Below are 15,903 nucleotides of genomic sequence, written 5' to 3'. Positions count from 1 at the left end.
ACATCGTCAGGCGCAACCGACAGCGGCGCTTCGCGTTCCCGATGGCCTACATCACGGTGTCGCGGTCAGGGCGTCCTGATCGCTGCAGCTCACCGACCTCACGGTAACGATCGGATAACGCTCAGCCGTGATCCGAGTCACGGGGTTGACCAGTGGCCCCCGTCACTTCTATGTTCAGCGGGCTTAATGAACCGTTTCAATTCGAGCGGTTCGGCCCGACGGAGGTCCCATCCATGAGCGTCCCCAGTGCGACGACGCCCACCGCAGTTCCCCTGCTCGAAGTCCGTGACGTCACCAAGTCGTTCGGAAGCGTCGCCGCCGTCTCCGGGGTGTCCTTTCCGCTCTACGGCGGTGAGGCACACGCACTCGTGGGCGAGAACGGTGCCGGCAAGTCCACCATCGTCAAGATGCTGGCCGGTGTGCACAAGCCGGACACCGGCACGCTGCTCGCGGGCAGCACCCCGATCACGCTCGACTCCCCCGCCGCCGCGAAGGCCGAGGGCATCGCCGTCATCTACCAGGAGCCGACGCTGTTCCCGGACCTGACCATCGCCGAGAACATCTACATCGGTGCCCAGCCCACCTCGCGCGGCCGGATGATCGACCGCGGCGCCATGAACTCCGCCGCCGAAGCCCTGTTCACTCGCCTGGGTGTTCCGATGGATCCGAATCGGCTCGCGAGCGGACTGTCCATCGCCGACCAGCAGCTCGTCGAGATCGCCAAAGCGCTGTCCACCAACGCGTCCGTCATCGTCATGGACGAGCCCACCGCTGCGCTGTCGGGTAACGAGGTCGCGCGGCTGTTCAAGGTCGCGCGCTCCCTGTGTGCCGACGGCGCGGCCGTGCTGTTCATCTCGCACCGTTTCGAGGAGATCTTCGACCTGTGCCAGCGGGTCACCGTCATGCGCGACGGTCGCCACATCTCCACCGCGCCACTGGCCGGACTCACCGTCGACGACCTGATCAAGCAGATGGTCGGCCGCGAACTCGGCGCCCTGTTTCCCAAGCTCGACGTCGTGCCCGGTGCCGTCATCCTCGAGGTCGAGAACATGACGCGCGCCGGGGTGTTCACCGACGTCAGCTTCCAGGTGCGTGCCGGTGAGATCGTGGCGCTCGCCGGCCTGGTCGGCGCCGGACGCTCCGAGGTCATGCAGGCCGTGTTCGGAGTCGACCCTCGTGACTCCGGTTCTGTCAAGGTCCGGGGCAAGGTGCTGAAGGCCGGTAATCCCAGGGCCGCCATGCGAGCGGGCATTGCCCTCGTCCCCGAGGACCGTCGCCAGCAGGGCCTGATCCCGGAGATGTCGATCGAGCGCAATGCGACGCTCACGCGCTCACAGGCGTTGTCGCGCTTCGGGTTCCTCGTCGGTGGTGGCGAGCGCCGCTCGGCCCAGGAATGGACGAAGAAGCTGCAGACCAAGTTCTCGCGCATCACCGACCCTGTCGGCACCCTGTCCGGTGGCAACCAGCAGAAGGTGGTGCTGGCCAAATGGCTCGCCACCGACCCGATCGTTCTCATCGTCGACGAGCCCACCCGCGGCATCGACGTCGGCACCAAAGCCGAAGTCCACAAGATCATCTCGCGTCTCGCCAGTGAAGGAGTCGCCGTCGTCATGATCTCCTCGGAACTGCCGGAGGTCCTCGGTATGGCCGACCGCGTACTCGTCATGCGCGAAGGCCGCATCGCCGCGGAGATCGACCGCGATCATGCCACCGAGGAATCGGTCATGTTCGCCGCCATGGGATCGGAGTCCGCAGCATGACCGTCACCACCCAGACCGCCCCGGCGGCCGACCCGCTCAAGCCCGTCACAAAGGACGGCGGCTCGCTGGTCGAGAAGATCCTGCGGATGCGCTCGCTGGGCATCCTCGGCGCGCTCGTCGTCCTCATCGCCGTGACCGCGGCGACCAACAGCTCGTTCCTGTCCGGTCAGAGCGTGCGCGACCTGCTGCTCGCCGCATCGATCATCGCCGTGCTGGCCGTCGGTCAGACCGTCGTCATGATCACCAAGAACATCGACCTCTCCGTCGGTTCGGTGCTGGGCCTCTCCGCCTTCGCTGCAGGGTCGGTCATGAAGGCCGGCTCGCCGATCGTGCTCGGCATCCTCGCGGGCATCGTCGTCGGCACGCTGTGCGGAGTCTTCAACGCGCTGCTCGTCCGCTACGGCGGCGTTCCCGCCCTGGTGGTCACGCTCGGCACCATGTACATCTTCCGCGGCATCGCCTTCTTCTGGGCGGGCGGCGAGCAGATCACCGCCGACGAAATGCCCGGCTCCTTCCTCGATCTCGGCACGGCCAGCGTTCTCGGACTCCCCGTCCTGGTGATCGTCGCCGTCATCGCACTCGTGGGAGCGGGCATCTACCTCGGCCGATACCGCAGCGGCCGCGACCTCTACGCCATCGGGTCCAACGGTCAATCCGCCGAACTCGCCGGCATCTCCGTCGGCAAGCGAACGCTGGGGGCCTTCGCCTTCTCCGGCGCCATGGCCGGTATCGCCGGAGTCATGTTCGCCGCCCGCTTCGGCACCGTCGACGCGGCAGCCGGCACCGGCTACGAACTCAACGTCATCGCGGCCTGCGTCGTCGGCGGCGTAGCCGTCGTCGGCGGTGTCGGCACCGTGTGGGGAGCCGCCCTCGGCGCCCTGCTGCTGACCACCATCAACAGCTCGCTCCCGGTCCTGCAGATCGATCAGTTCTGGCAGCAGGCCATCGTCGGCGCGCTCATCCTCATCGCCATCGCGGCGGATCGCATCGCGGCTGTGCGTGCCGCCCAGCAACTTCGAAAGAGGAGCGCTCATGTCGAGTGATCTCGCCACCCGTCCCGACGCCCCCGCACCGACGGTGCAGCAGGGCAACCGCATCCGGGAGCTGCTCGCCAGCTGGGATACCGCGGTCATCTTCCTGACCATCGTCGTCGTGCTCGGCGCGTCGGTCATGAATCCCGATTTCGGCAGCGCCACCAACTTCACGTTCCTGGTGCTCGACCTCGCGCCGATCTTCCTCATCGCCCTGCCGATGACGCTGATCATCGTCACCGGCGAGATCGACCTCTCCGTCGCCAGCACTCTCGGCTTGAGCGGTGCGGCGATGGGCTGGATGTGGAACAACGGCTTCACCATCGAGGCCATCGTCCCGATGTGCATCCTGCTCGGCGCACTGCTCGGTGCGCTCAACGGATTCCTCGTCGCCACGCTCGGTCTGCCGTCCCTCGCCGTCACGATCGGCACGCTCGCGCTCTTCCGCGGACTCGCCTTCGTCCTGTTGGGTGACACGGCCGTGTCCAACTTCCCGCGGGCCTACACCTCGTGGGTCACCGGCACACTGGGTGACTCCTCGGTTCCCAATCTCGCTGTGCCACTGGTCATCCTCGCGGTAGTGTTCGGCGCGGTCCTGCAGTTCACCTCGCTCGGCCGAAACATCTACGCCACCGGCGCCAGTGCCACGGCCGCGAAGTTCGCCGGCATCAACGGTAACCGCATCAAGTTCTGGCTCTACGTCGTTGCCGGAGCGGTCGCCGCCCTGGCCGGGGTCCTGTGGAGCCTGCGCTACTCGAGTGCCCGTGCCGACAACGGTGCCGGTCTCGAACTGTCCGTCGTCGCCGCGGTCCTTCTCGGTGGCGTCTCGATCTTCGGAGGCAAGGGCCGACTCGTCGGCGTCCTCGCCGCCGTCGTCCTCCTTGCGGCACTGCAGAACGCGCTGCGTCTCGAGGACATCTCCAACGAAGCACTCACCGTCGTCACCGGCGTCCTGCTCATCGTCGCCGTCCTCCTGCCCAACCTGATCAAGGCCGTCCGCACATCGTCGGACCGTCGCAAAGCCGTCGCACGACTCTGATCCACCCCCTTCCCGAAAGGTCCACCATGTCCCGCACCTCCCGGCGCCTCGCGCTGGCGCCGCTGGCCGGCATCGCCGCCCTGTCTCTCGTCCTCACCGCCTGCGGTGGCACGACGCAGGAGTCTGCCTCCGAGTCCTCCGACAGCGGAAGCCGCGTCACCGGCACCGCCAACCCCGACGCCGAGATCCAGGACGGCCTCAAGATCGGCTTCCTGCCCAAGCAGCTCAACAACCCGTACTCCGACATCGAGGTCGCCGGTGGCGAGAAGGCCGTCGGCGAGTTCGGTGGCGAGTACAAGCTCGTCGGTCCCAACGACGCCAGCGCGTCGTCGCAGGTGTCCTACATCAACACCCTGATCCAGCAGAACCAGAACGTCATCGCGATCGCCGCGAACGACCCCAACGCTGTGTGCCCCTCGCTGAACCAGGCACGTGACGCCGGCGTCAAGGTCGTCACCTTCGACTCCGACGCCGACAAGAGCTGCCGCGACCTGTTCATCAACCAGGCCACCACCGAGGGCGTCGGCGAATCGCTGGCGAAGATGACCAGCGACCAGATCGGCGGATCCGGCAAGATCGCCATCCTGTCCGCAACTCCCAACGCCACCAACCAGAACGCGTGGATCGAGGTGCTGAAGGAGCAGCTGGCCTCCAACCCGGAGTACAAGGACATCGAGCTCGTCACCACCGTCTACGGCAACGACGACGACCAGAAGTCCTTCCAGGAGACCCAGGGTCTGCTGCAGACCTACCCGGACCTGAAGGCCATCGTCTCCCCCACCACCGTCGGCATTTCCGCTGCCGCCCGCTACATCTCGGGCTCGTCGTACAAGGACAAGATCGTCCTCACCGGACTCGGCACGCCGAACCAGATGCGTGAGTACGTCAAGAACGGGACCGTGAAGCAGTTCGCGCTGTGGGATCCCACCGATATCGGCTACCTCGCCGCCTACGCCGGTGCAGCCCTGTCTTCCGGTCAGATCACCGGCGCCGAAGGTGAGAAGTTCACCGCGGGCGAGCTCGGCGAATACACCATCGGTGTCGACGGCGAACTGGTCCTCGGACCGCCCACGGTCTTCGACTCCGCCAATATCGACCAGTACAACTTCTGACATGAACCGGTACTGCTTCACGCTGCAGCTCAGGCCGGAATCGGTTCCCGAGTACTCCCGTCGTCACGCCGAGGTGTGGCCCGAGATGCTCGAGGCACTGAAGGCCAACGGCTGGAACAACTATTCCCTGCACATCCGTGACGACGGCCTGATCGTCGGCTACGTCGAAAGCCCCGATCTGGGCGCCGCGCAGGCAGCGATGAGCAGTACCGACGTCAACGCACGGTGGCAGGCCCAGATGGCTCCGTTCTTCACGGGCCTCGGGTCTGCCACCCCCGACGAAGGATTCGTGCTGCTGCGCGAACTCTTCCACCTCGAGACTCAACTCCGCGAAGGTCACCCATCATGAGCACCACAGCAGTTCAGGACATCTCGGCCCTCGCCGACTTCGGCATCGAGGTTCCGAGCTGGGCCTACGGAAACTCCGGAACCCGCTTCAAGGTCTTCTCCACCGCCGGCGTGCCCCGCACTCCGTTCGAGAAGGTGGCCGACGCCGCCGAGGTCAACCGCGTCACCGGCGCAGCTCCCCGCGTCTCGCTGCACATTCCGTGGGACAAGGTCGACGACTACGGCAAGCTCGCCGCCTTCGCCGCCGACCACGGTGTGGCCCTGGGTGCGGTCAACTCGAACGTCTTCCAGGACGACGACTACAAGCTCGGGTCACTGACCAACGCCGACAAACGGATTCGCGCCAAGGCCGTTGCCCACCACCTCGAGTGCGTCGACGTCATGCGTGCAACCGGCTCGAAGACCCTCAAGCTCTGGCTTCCCGACGGTACCAACTACGCCGGGCAAGACTCCATCCGTGCGCGCCAGGATCGTCTCGCCGAGTCGCTGCAGGAGATCTACGCCGGCCTCGACGACGACCACACACTGCTCATCGAATACAAATTCTTCGAGCCGTACTTCTACACCACCGACATCCCCGACTGGGGCACGTCGCTGCTGCACTGCCTCGCCCTCGGAGACAAGGCGAAGGTGGTCCTCGACACCGGGCACCACGCGCCGGGCACCAACATCGAATTCATCGTCACGCAGCTCATCCGACAGAACAAGCTGGGCGCCTTCGACTTCAACTCCCGCAACTATGCCGACGACGACCTCATCGTCGGTGCCGCGGACCCGTTCCAGCTGTTCCGCATCATGCACGAGATCGTCGCCTCCGATGCTCACCTCCCCTCGTCGGGCATCAACTTCATGCTCGACCAGTGCCACAACATCGAGCCGAAGATCCCCGGCCAGATCCGCTCGATCATGAACGTGCAGGAAGCCACCGCGAAAGCGTTGCTCATCGATGCGTCGGCACTCGAGAAGGCGCAGATCGACGGCGACATCCTCGGTGCCCACGCGGTGCTCATGGACGCCTACAACACCGATGTCCGTGGGCTGCTGGGCGATCTGCGGGAGTCCCGCGGCATCGACCGTGACCCCGTCGCCGCCTTCGCCCGCTCCGGGTACATGGAACGCGTCGAAGCCGAGCGCGTCGGTGGACAGCAAGCGAGCTGGGGAGCCTGATGGGCCTGGAGCGGACGGTTCCGAGGAAGACTCGACTGGGTCTGGTGTCGGGCGGACTGGGTGCTTATTGGCCCCAGTTCCCCGGTCTCCTGGAGACGTTGCAGCAGTCCGCTCGCTACGTCACCGAGCGGTTCGAGAAGCAGGACTGCGTCGTTGTCGATGCCGGCTTCGTCTCCGATGCAACGGAATCTGCCTCTGCGGCCGAGAAGTTGCGAGTTGCCGATTGCGACCTCGTCGTCGTGTTCCTGACGACGTATCTCACGTCGTCGATGGTGCTGCCCATCGCGCAACGAGTCGATGCCCCGGTGTTGTTGATCGATCTGCAACCCACCGAGGCCATGGACCACGCCACCACGGGCACCGGCGAATGGCTCGCGTACTGCGGCCAGTGCCCGCTCCCCGAGGTGGCGAACGTGTTCCGTCGCTGCGGTATCGACTTCCGCTCCGTCTCGGGCTATCTCCACGACGAGAACGCGTGGTCCCGCATCGAGGCATGGGTGGGAGCCGCATCGGCGCGCGCTGCGCTACGACACTCCCGGCTAGGCCTGATGGGGCATCTGTATCCGGGCATGCTGGACATCTCGACCGATATGACCCTGCTGTCGTTGCAGTTCGGTGCCCACGTCGAGGTACTGGAATTCGACGACCTGCGGGTGCGTGTCCAGAGCGTCACCGACGCACAGGTGGACGAGCGACTCGAACTCGCGCGCAGCGTCTTCCACCTCGACGACTCCGTCGTGAACGACGACTTCGCATGGGGCGCTCGCGTATCGGTCGGCCTCGATGCCCTCGTGGACGACTTCGGACTCGACGCCATGGCGTACTACCACCGCGGACTCGACGGCGAACTGCACGAACGTCTCGGCGCCGGCATGATTCTGGGCGCATCGCTGCTCACAGCCCGCGGAATTCCGTTGGCCGGCGAATACGACATCCGCACCGCCGTCGCCATGCTGCTCGCGGACCGCCTGGGCGCCGGTGGGTCTTTCACCGAGCTTCAGGCACTGAACTTCCGAGACGGTGTCGTCGAGATGGGGCACGACGGGCCCGCGCACCTCCAGGTGTCGGCCGGCGAGCCTCTGCTGCGCGGCCTCGGTGTCTATCACGGGAAGCGCGGATACGGCGTCAGCGTCGAGTTCGACGTGCAGCCCGGGCCCGTGACGACCTTCGCCATCGGACAGAACCGTGACGGCTCGTTCACGTTCATCACCTCCGAGGGCACCGTTGTCCCCGGCCCTCTGCTGCAGATCGGCAACACCACGTCCCGCGTCGACTTCGGGCGCGATCCCGGCGAGTGGACGGACGAGTGGAGTGCCACCGGCACCGGCCACCACTGGGCACTGTGCATCGGGCACCGCGCCAAGGACATCAAGGCCGCAGCAGAGCTGCTCGGCATTTCCTACACCAGCGTCTAGACCTACCCAGGAGAACCACTGTGACGACGATCGACGATCTGATCGCCCGGTCCAACAGACTCGGCGCCGATGCGCGCAACACCAACTACGCGGGCGGCAACACCTCCGCGAAGGGAACCGAGACCGACCCGGTCACCGGTGAGGACGTGGAACTGCTGTGGGTCAAGGGATCCGGCGGTGACCTGGGCACGCTGAAGCCCGCCGGGCTCGCCGCGTTGCGACTCGACCGCGTCCGCGCCCTGAAGGACGTCTACCCCGGCGTCGACCGCGAAGACGAGATGGTCGCCGCCTTCGACTACTGCCTGCACGGCAAGGGCGGCGCCGCACCGTCCATCGACACCGCGATGCACGGACTGGTCGAAGCGGCTCACGTCGATCACCTCCACCCCGACTCGGGCATTGCCCTCGCGACCGCCGCCGACGGGGAGGAGCTGACGCGCAAGTGCTTCGGCGACCGTGTGGTGTGGGTGCCGTGGCGTCGCCCGGGCTTCCAGCTCGGCCTGGACATCGCCGAGATCGCCGAGAAGAACCCGCAGGCCATCGGGTGCATCCTCGGTGGACACGGCATCACCGCCTGGGGCGCCACCAGCTCCGAGAGCGAGGAGCGGTCTCTCGAGATCATTCGGACCGCCGAGCAGTTCCTTGCCGACAACGGTCGCTCGGAGCCCTTCGGATCCCCGCTGGCAGGCTTCGAGGCACTGCCGGAGGACGATCGACGCACCCGCGCCGCGGCCCTGTTCCCGCTGATCCGCGGGCTCGCGTCGACCGACCGACCGCAGGTGGGCCATTTCGACGACAGCGACGCCGTCCTCGACTTCCTCGCCTCGTCCGAGCACCCGCGCCTCGCCGCACTCGGAACGTCGTGCCCCGATCACTTCCTGCGCACCAAGGTGCGCCCGATGGTGCTCGACCTCCCGACGACCGCATCGTTGGAGGATGTGTCGGCTCGACTCCGTGAGCTCCACGTCGCGTACCGCGAGGACTACGCCCGCTACTACACCGAGCACGCCGAGGCCGACAGCCCCGCGATGCGCGGCGCCGATCCCGCCATCGTGCTGATCCCCGGAGTCGGCATGTTCTCCTTCGGCGCCAACAAGCAGACCGCCCGCGTCGCCGGCGAGTTCTACATCAACGCCATCAACGTGATGCGCGGAGCTGAATCCGTCTCGACCTACGCCCCCATCGACGAGCGCGAGAAGTTCCGCATCGAGTACTGGGCACTCGAAGAGGCCAAGCTCGCCCGGATGCCCGCACCCAAGCCGCTGGCCACCCGGATCGCACTGGTGACCGGCGCCGCGTCGGGCATCGGCAAGGCCATCGCGCAGCGTCTGGCAGCCGAGGGCGCGTGCGTGGTGATCGCCGACCTCGACGCGTCGAAGGCCGCCGCTGCCGCCGCCGAGATCGGGGGCTCCGACGTGGCCGTGGGCATCGCCGCCGACGTCACCGACGAAGGACAGATCGCCGCCGGGTTCGCCGACGCCGTGCTGGCCTTCGGCGGCGTGGACCTCGTCGTCAACAACGCCGGACTGTCCATCTCCAAGCCGCTGCTCGAGACCACCGTCAAGGACTGGGATCTGCAGCACGACGTCATGGCACGCGGATCCTTCCTCGTCTCCCGCGAGGCGGCCCGCATCATGATCGAGCAAGGACTGGGCGGCGACATCGTCTACATCTCCTCGAAGAACTCGGTGTTCGCCGGACCGAATAACATCGCGTACTCGGCGACGAAAGCCGACCAGGCACACCAGGTTCGGCTACTCGCCGCCGAGCTCGGTGACCACGGGATCCGCGTCAACGGCATCAACCCCGACGGCGTGGTCCGCGGATCGGGCATCTTCGCCGGCGGCTGGGGCGCCAAGCGCGCCGCGGTCTACGGCGTCGAGGAGGAGAAGCTGGGCGAGTACTACGCGCAGCGCACGCTGCTCAAGCGCGAAGTGCTGCCCGAGCACGTCGCCAACGCCGTGTTCGCCTTGACCGGTGGAGAACTGACCCACACGACCGGGTTGCACATCCCCGTCGATGCGGGTGTCGCGGCCGCGTTCCTGCGCTGATGGGGGCATTCGCGGCGGTGGATCTGGGGGCGTCCAGCGGTCGTGTGATGCTGGGGCGCGTGGTCGACGGTCGGGTGGATCTGACGGAGATCGCGCGGTTCGAGAACCGTCCTGTGCGCCTCGGTGGATCGCTGCACTGGAACATCCTTGCGCTGTATCAGGGTGTGCTCGACGGATTGCGGTCGCTGGTCGACCGGTTGGACGGCGAGCCGTTGACGTCCGTCGGCATCGACACGTGGGCGGTCGATTACGCCCTTCTCGATGCCGACGGGCGCATGCTCGGCGTCCCGTTCCACTACCGCGACTCCCGCACCGACGGTGAACACGAGGACCTGTTCTCCCGCAACGGTATTGCGCCGTTGCCGTTCAACACGGTGTACCAGTTGCTGGCCGAGTCGCCCGATACTCTGAGCGTCGCCAGGCGCCTGCTCATGGTCCCGGATCTGTTGGCGTACTGGCTCACCGGCGTCGCTCGAGGTGAGGTGACCAATGCGTCGACAACCGGGCTCCTCGACCCGCATACCCGCGCATGGGACCGCTCCTCGATCGCCTCGCTGGGCCTCAAGGCCGACCTGCTCCCTGAGCTCGTCGCTCCAGGGATGCCCATCGGACCGCTCACCGCCGACGTCGCCGCCGTGGTGGGCACCGAGTCGTCGGTCGTTGCAGTCGGCACGCACGACACCGCGTCGGCCATCGTGGCGGTTCCGGCCGCGACACCGAACTTCGCGTACATCGCGTCGGGCACCTGGTCGCTGGTGGGAGTCGAGACGCGGGAGCCTGTGGTGACGTCGGCGGCCCGAGACGGGGGGTTCACCAACGAGGCCGGTGTCGACGGCACCGTGCGACTGCTCCGCAACGTCATGGGTATGTGGCTGGTGCAGGAGTCGTTGCGGCAGTGGGAGCGTGACGGTCTCGAGCTGTCCCTCGGCGCACTGCTCGACGAGGCTGCACGTCTGCCCGCGTCGTCGGACATCGACCCCGACCTCCCCGTGTTCCTGCCACCGGGCGACATGCCGGCGCGCATTGCCGCCGAGTGCCTCGCGGCCGGAGTGCCGGTTCCGACGACCCCCGCGTCGTTCGTGCGCTGCATCGTGGACAGCCTGGCCGCGGCGTACGCGCGGTCGGTGGCGCTGGCCGGTGAGCTCGCAGGCATCGACGTCGAGGTGGTGCACATCGTCGGCGGCGGTTCCCAGAACACTCTGCTGTGCCAACTCACCGCTGACGCCACCGGGCTGCCGGTAGTCGCGGGACCGGTCGAGGGATCCGCCCTGGGCAACGTGCTGGTCCAAGCCAGGGCGGCCGGTGTGGTGAGCGGCGGTCTCGCCGACCTGCGGCGGGTGGTGCGGAACTCGTTCGAGTTGGTGGAGTACCTGCCGCGACGGTGATCGTGTGCAGTGATCCGCGCTCTCCGCGGATTACTGCACAGGATCCGTTGTGCGGCTCGCCCCGGGTGGTGCGGGCGTTGAGGAGGTTGCGGCGTCGATCCAGACCTGCAGGTCGTCGTCGGACTCCAGAGCTGCCGCGTTCACCGAGATCCACCCCTGACCCATCGACCTACCCGCGCCCATCTGAGCACGGCGAGCTCCTGGCCGTCCGACGTAGTCGTCGTCGTGCTCGCGCGGTACCCGTACCAGCAATGCGCCGCCGCCGTTGCCGACGGACACGACCATCTTCCCGTCGACCATGAACGCGAGCCCGCCGAACATCGCTTTCTCGGTCACCGTCCGCGTGGCCGACAGCGCAGCGCGAACCGGTCCTCGAGGTCGGCGTCACGAGCCATGCGGGAACTCTACGTCGAGTCCCGGCGCGCCGGAAGGTGTGCGGAGCCGCGGATTGCGCGGGTGAACGCACCGTCGCGACGAATGCGGTGCAGAAATGTTCGCCTAACGACGATTCCTGCACAGGATCACCGCAGTCCGCTGCGAGTCTCGAACGGGCCGATCGTGTTTTCCCACGTCATGCCCTGCGCCTCGAGCTCCGCAAGGCGTCGCTCACCCTTTTCTGTGATGTTTGCACGAAACACTTCGCACCAGACCAGGTCTTCACGTTTCGTAGCGTGCAGGTAGCCCTGACTGGTCCCGTGTCCCTCTGCGATCCGGCGCATCGACTCGTCGATGTCGACGTTCCACTCTTCCCACCCGACGTCGTTGTTCGCCAGCGCTCCGAACGTCATCAACCCGGACTCAGCGAACCAACGCATGACGCCGGCAACGGTGTCGATCGTGGTGTTCCATCCCCGGAAACCGGAAACCATGGCCACGAAGCCCCACAGAGGCATCCAATCATCATCGAGTTCGTCGAGCAGTCGAAACTCCAGGCCCTCTTCGAGAGTCACCGCACATGCACCTCCACTTTCATCACTCGAGCCGCCGCCAGATACATCGGTCTGGGATGTCGAGTCGTCGCGCATCATCGCGCGCGGGCTTTCGTAGCGGCACTGAGCGGTCCAGTACGTCATTCCTCCGGCCTCCAACTCAGCGAGCCGACGCTCGCCGAGTTTCGTGATGTTCGCCCGAACCACCTCGGTGTCCATCAACGCTCCAACGTCGAGTGCATGCAGGTAACCGACACCATGGCCGTAACCCTCAGCGATGCGTCGCATGGATTCGTCGATGTCGACATCCCAAGCCGCCCAACCAACCTCGTTGTCGGCCAGCGCTCCCAGCGTGACGAGTCCCGATTCGGCGAACCAGCGAATGACGTCAGCAACCTTCTCCGGTGGAGTGTCCGTCCCCCAGAAGCCGGTGACCAGTGCCATGAAGCCCCAGAAAGGCATCCAATCGTCGTCGAGGTCGTACAGGATCCTGAATTCGAGTTCGTTCTCGATCTTCACCGCACATGCACCTTGATCACTCGAGTACCTTCAGGCTTCTTGATATCGACTACTGACCCACCAAAGTTGCTGTGTGGCCAGCAGTGCGGCGCGATCCCGGTCCCCCAGGTCGGCAGAACAAGCCGTAGGGGAACGTGACGTCACCTGCCGACGCGCCGGAAGGTGCGCGGAGCCGCGGATTGCGCGGGTAAGCGCACCGTCGCGACGACGATTCTGAAATGAGGTGCAGAAACGTTCGCCTATCGACGATTTCTGTACCGGATTCACAGGGGGCCGGTGCGGGTCTCGAACGGACCGATCGTGTTGTGATACGTCATTCCGTCTGCTTCGAGCGCAGCGAGACGCTCCGCCCCTTTCGCAGTGAGGTTGGCCCGGAATACTTCCGTATCGATCAGCGCGTGGTAGTCGTCCACGCTTCGGTATCCGATCTCGCCGTCATAGCCGTCCGCGATGCGTCTCATGCTCTCGTCGATGGAGACGTTCCACTCGTCGAAGCCGGAACCGTGTGACCGGAGCGCCCCGAGAGTGACAAGGCCAGACTCTGCAAGGTGTCGGATCACGCCGGCGATCTGTGCAGGTGAAGTGCCGTGGCCCCAGAACCAGAACACGATCACGGTGAAACCCCAGAACGGCATCCAATCGTCGTCGAGCTCGTAGAGCAGACGGAACTCGAGATCTTCGTCAATCATCGAACGTGGACCTTCCTCGTCGTGTTGTCGCTGTTTATATCGATTGTCATTCCGCCCGAACGACTATCAGTGCGAAGCTGAATCCTCGTCCCGTCCGGAAGCACGTACTTCTCGAGGACCTTCCCGTTCGTACCCGGATCGACAGCCCGGGCGTTCTCAGTGAGGCTGCCCAGCACCTGCCGGACGTCTTCGTCCGAATCGACCTGCCGGTGGGGATATCTGCGCCCGGGTTCCGTCAGATCGTTCAACACGTCGTCGACACCCGCGGCATCGACCGGCCCCGCATCCTGGAAGAAGCTGGTCGGCAGCGCGTCGTGGATCGCATCCCACGCATCCATGCCGAACCGGTCGACCAGCGCGAAGGCCATCGCGCCGACGGACAGCACACCGGCCGCGATCATCGCGTGCACCGCCGCCTCCACCGCCCAGGCCAGGCCGATCGCGAGGGGGACGAAGTGGCGTGGTTCGCCGTCGAGGAGTGCAGCGGACGCGTCGTCGATGGACCGTGCCGCCGACTCGTCCGCATCGATCAGCGCCTGTACGTGCGCAGCGATGACCGCCGCATGGGCGGCACCGTTGTCAGCGGTGCTGACCACCGACCAGTCCGGTGCGACGAGGCAACCGTCCGCCTCGGCCACTGCGGCAGCGTCGAGGAGGGCCTCCCGAGCGACCTCGATAGCGGTAGCACTCTCGCGCACTGCACGTTCCAGCACCCGTAGCTGACTCGTCCGGCGTTGCGCTGCAGCAAGATCACGTCCGAGACGACCTACCGCAGCATCGCCGGCCGCACCCTGCCACGACTCACGCAGATCTACACGGCTGCGGTCGATTGCCGCCGCCCGGAGGTCGAGGACTGACGCTCCGTCACCGATCCACGCCGCGTCGATCCGCACGCTGCTGGGATCCCACGACGCCACCACTTCTCGGCGCGGCGCGAGCTCAGCGACCTCCACGCAGGATCCCCTCCAGCCGTGCGGCATTGGCCGAGTCCGCGTCGGCGTACCCCACGGCAGCAATGTCCAGCGATCGCGCCGTCGCGGAGAAACCCGCGACAAGATCGTTCAGCACCGACACCGCTCGTGCCTCGGCCCGGGCCAGTGCGGCCGCGGTCGAGGCACCGGGTAGAGCGTTCACACCGCGCGGCAGCACACCGATCTGCTCAGCCTCGCCGAGGACACTTCGACTCGCGGCCCGCATGGCCCCCACATCAGCGACGACGAACATCATCGTTCCCACCCCCTCGTGGGGTAGGACGCGTCAGTCGCACGACGCGTTCCACTATCGGCGTTTGCGCTGCTCACGCCGCATCGGGCTTAGTGTTCGCCTTATCGGAGCCACCTGGTTCCCTTGATCAAGGGGCTGCCACCATGGCTGACAAGTCTCCGCGCAACTCGATGACACAGAAATCGGGCAAGTCGCTGAAGGAAAAGCGGCTGGACAAGAAGACGAAGGCCGCGGGCACCATCGCTGCCGACGACGCATCCGCCGCGGTGAACAAGAAGAAGCGCTGACTGCCCGATCGTGGACTCCCACCCCCGCCCAGCGGTGGCGGAAGTCCACGATCATCCGGTAGCAGCTCACCCAGTGGGGTACACCGAAGGATGAGCGAAGAAGCGCGCCGCAATGACGGTGACAACGAAGGTCCCGTCGAAGAGGAACTGGAAGAGAGTTTCGACGCGGTCGTCACCGAGGGTGCCGAGCGTCTGCACCGCACCGTCCGCGCCGTCATAGTCACCGGGCTGTTCGGCGGGCTCGAAGTGGCCTTGGGCGTAATGGCCTACCTGGCGGTGTTGGACGAGACGGACAGCCATCTCCTCGCCGGACTGGCGTTCGGAATCGGGCTCGTCGCAATCTATCTCGCGCACAGCGAGCTCTTCACGGAGGACTTCCTCATGCCCATCGCCGCGGTGGTCTCGAAGGACGGCACCCCGGCGCAACTCGCGAAACTCTGGATCGGCACCCTTCTGGCCAACCTGGTCGGTGGGTGGGGAGTCATGTGGCTTGTCGCGCAGGCATTCCCACAGTGGCTCACCGTGTTGTCCGAGTCAGCGCACCACTTCGTCGATGCGCCCCTCAATACGCAGTCGATCTGCCTGGCGATCCTCGGCGGCAGCACCATGACACTGCTGACGAGGATGCAGCAGGGAACCACATCGGACGTCGCCCGCATCATCGCCGCCATGGCGGCGGGGTTCCTGCTGGCGGGCCTCCAGTTGTTCCACTCGATCCTGGACTCGCTGTTGATCTTCGGCGCCATTCACGCCGGCGCAGACGTGGACTACCGGCAGTGGATCGAGTGGTTCGGGTACACGGTGGCGTTCAACATCGTCGGTGGCGTGTTCCTAGTGACGGCGCTACGCCTCGTACGCACCAAGGAACTGGTGAAGTCGGAACGCAAGAACGAAGCGGCCTGAGACAGCAAAACACCCTCCCCAGTCGACTGGGGAGGGTGTTCTGG

Annotated in this window: 16 protein-coding genes; 11 read left to right on the top strand and 5 right to left on the bottom strand. The window is 66.1% G+C overall.

Going from position 1 to position 15,903, the window contains the following annotated elements:
* The first annotated feature begins 233 nt into the window (after positions 1–233).
* From OHB23_RS08840 to OHB23_RS08800, 9 genes are read left to right on the top strand one after another with little or no spacing between them, the layout of a single operon-like run.
* Positions 234–1,760 carry a sugar ABC transporter ATP-binding protein gene (locus OHB23_RS08840; RefSeq protein ID WP_328811336.1) on the top strand — a complete coding sequence of 509 codons (1,527 nt, stop codon included), beginning with the start codon at positions 234–236 and terminating at the stop codon, positions 1,758–1,760.
* On the top strand, positions 1,757–2,803 hold the full coding sequence (locus OHB23_RS08835) for an ABC transporter permease (protein WP_328811335.1): 1,047 nt from the start codon (positions 1,757–1,759) through the stop codon (positions 2,801–2,803). The genes OHB23_RS08840 and OHB23_RS08835 overlap by 4 nt, the downstream gene beginning before the upstream one ends.
* Positions 2,793–3,830: an ABC transporter permease gene (locus OHB23_RS08830; protein ID WP_328811334.1), complete on the top strand. Its 1,038-nt coding sequence runs from the start codon at positions 2,793–2,795 to the stop codon at positions 3,828–3,830. Before OHB23_RS08835 ends, OHB23_RS08830 begins: the two co-directional genes overlap by 11 nt.
* Before the next feature lie 26 nt (positions 3,831–3,856).
* Positions 3,857–4,942 carry a rhamnose ABC transporter substrate-binding protein gene (gene rhaS / locus OHB23_RS08825; RefSeq protein WP_042573774.1) on the top strand — a complete coding sequence of 362 codons (1,086 nt, stop codon included), beginning with the start codon at positions 3,857–3,859 and terminating at the stop codon, positions 4,940–4,942.
* Position 4,943: 1 nt separating this feature from the next.
* A complete protein-coding gene (locus OHB23_RS08820; protein ID WP_222630632.1) occupies positions 4,944–5,291 on the top strand; it encodes an L-rhamnose mutarotase in 348 nt (115 codons plus the stop codon).
* Entirely contained in the window at positions 5,288–6,457 is a 1,170-nt protein-coding gene (gene rhaI / locus OHB23_RS08815) for an L-rhamnose isomerase (RefSeq protein ID WP_328811333.1), read from the top strand. The genes OHB23_RS08820 and rhaI overlap by 4 nt, the downstream gene beginning before the upstream one ends.
* Positions 6,457–7,872 carry an L-fucose/L-arabinose isomerase family protein gene (locus OHB23_RS08810; RefSeq protein ID WP_328811332.1) on the top strand — a complete coding sequence of 472 codons (1,416 nt, stop codon included), beginning with the start codon at positions 6,457–6,459 and terminating at the stop codon, positions 7,870–7,872. Before rhaI ends, OHB23_RS08810 begins: the two co-directional genes overlap by 1 nt.
* Positions 7,873–7,892: 20 nt before the next feature.
* The gene (locus tag OHB23_RS08805) at positions 7,893–9,923 is read left to right on the top strand and encodes a bifunctional aldolase/short-chain dehydrogenase (protein WP_328811331.1); all 2,031 of its coding nucleotides are present in this window, start codon (positions 7,893–7,895) and stop codon (positions 9,921–9,923) included.
* Positions 9,923–11,308 carry a rhamnulokinase gene (locus tag OHB23_RS08800; RefSeq protein ID WP_328811330.1) on the top strand — a complete coding sequence of 462 codons (1,386 nt, stop codon included), beginning with the start codon at positions 9,923–9,925 and terminating at the stop codon, positions 11,306–11,308. The genes OHB23_RS08805 and OHB23_RS08800 overlap by 1 nt, the downstream gene beginning before the upstream one ends.
* A 30-nt stretch (positions 11,309–11,338) precedes the next feature.
* Here the strand turns inward: OHB23_RS08800 and OHB23_RS08795 are convergent, their stop codons facing one another.
* From OHB23_RS08795 to OHB23_RS08775, 5 genes are all read right to left on the bottom strand, one after another.
* A complete protein-coding gene (locus OHB23_RS08795; RefSeq protein ID WP_328811610.1) occupies positions 11,339–11,662 on the bottom strand; it encodes a TfoX/Sxy family protein in 324 nt (107 codons plus the stop codon).
* 167 nt (positions 11,663–11,829) lie between these two features.
* Entirely contained in the window at positions 11,830–12,756 is a 927-nt protein-coding gene (locus tag OHB23_RS08790; RefSeq protein ID WP_328811329.1) for a hypothetical protein, read from the bottom strand.
* Between the two features lie 263 nt (positions 12,757–13,019).
* Positions 13,020–13,370: a hypothetical protein gene (locus tag OHB23_RS08785; protein WP_328811328.1), complete on the bottom strand. Its 351-nt coding sequence runs from the start codon at positions 13,368–13,370 to the stop codon at positions 13,020–13,022.
* Between the two features lie 71 nt (positions 13,371–13,441).
* Positions 13,442–14,398, bottom strand: a complete 957-nt coding sequence (locus OHB23_RS08780; protein ID WP_328811327.1) for a hypothetical protein — start codon at positions 14,396–14,398, stop codon at positions 13,442–13,444.
* Positions 14,385–14,672, bottom strand: a complete 288-nt coding sequence (locus OHB23_RS08775; RefSeq protein WP_328811326.1) for a hypothetical protein — start codon at positions 14,670–14,672, stop codon at positions 14,385–14,387. The genes OHB23_RS08780 and OHB23_RS08775 overlap by 14 nt, the downstream gene beginning before the upstream one ends.
* A gap of 140 nt (positions 14,673–14,812) precedes the next feature.
* Between OHB23_RS08775 and OHB23_RS08770 the strand changes: the two genes are divergently transcribed.
* On the top strand, positions 14,813–14,956 hold the full coding sequence (locus OHB23_RS08770; RefSeq protein WP_197074702.1) for a hypothetical protein: 144 nt from the start codon (positions 14,813–14,815) through the stop codon (positions 14,954–14,956).
* 90 nt (positions 14,957–15,046) lie between these two features.
* Positions 15,047–15,859, top strand: a complete 813-nt coding sequence (locus OHB23_RS08765; protein ID WP_328811325.1) for a formate/nitrite transporter family protein — start codon at positions 15,047–15,049, stop codon at positions 15,857–15,859.
* Positions 15,860–15,903 lie beyond the last annotated feature (44 nt).

It is taken from the genome of Rhodococcus sp. NBC_00294 (assembly GCF_036163995.1).
Lineage (GTDB): Bacteria > Actinomycetota > Actinomycetes > Mycobacteriales > Mycobacteriaceae > Rhodococcoides.
Note: the sequence above shows the minus strand (reverse complement) of the source record. Positions and strands in the feature narration are given on the sequence as shown.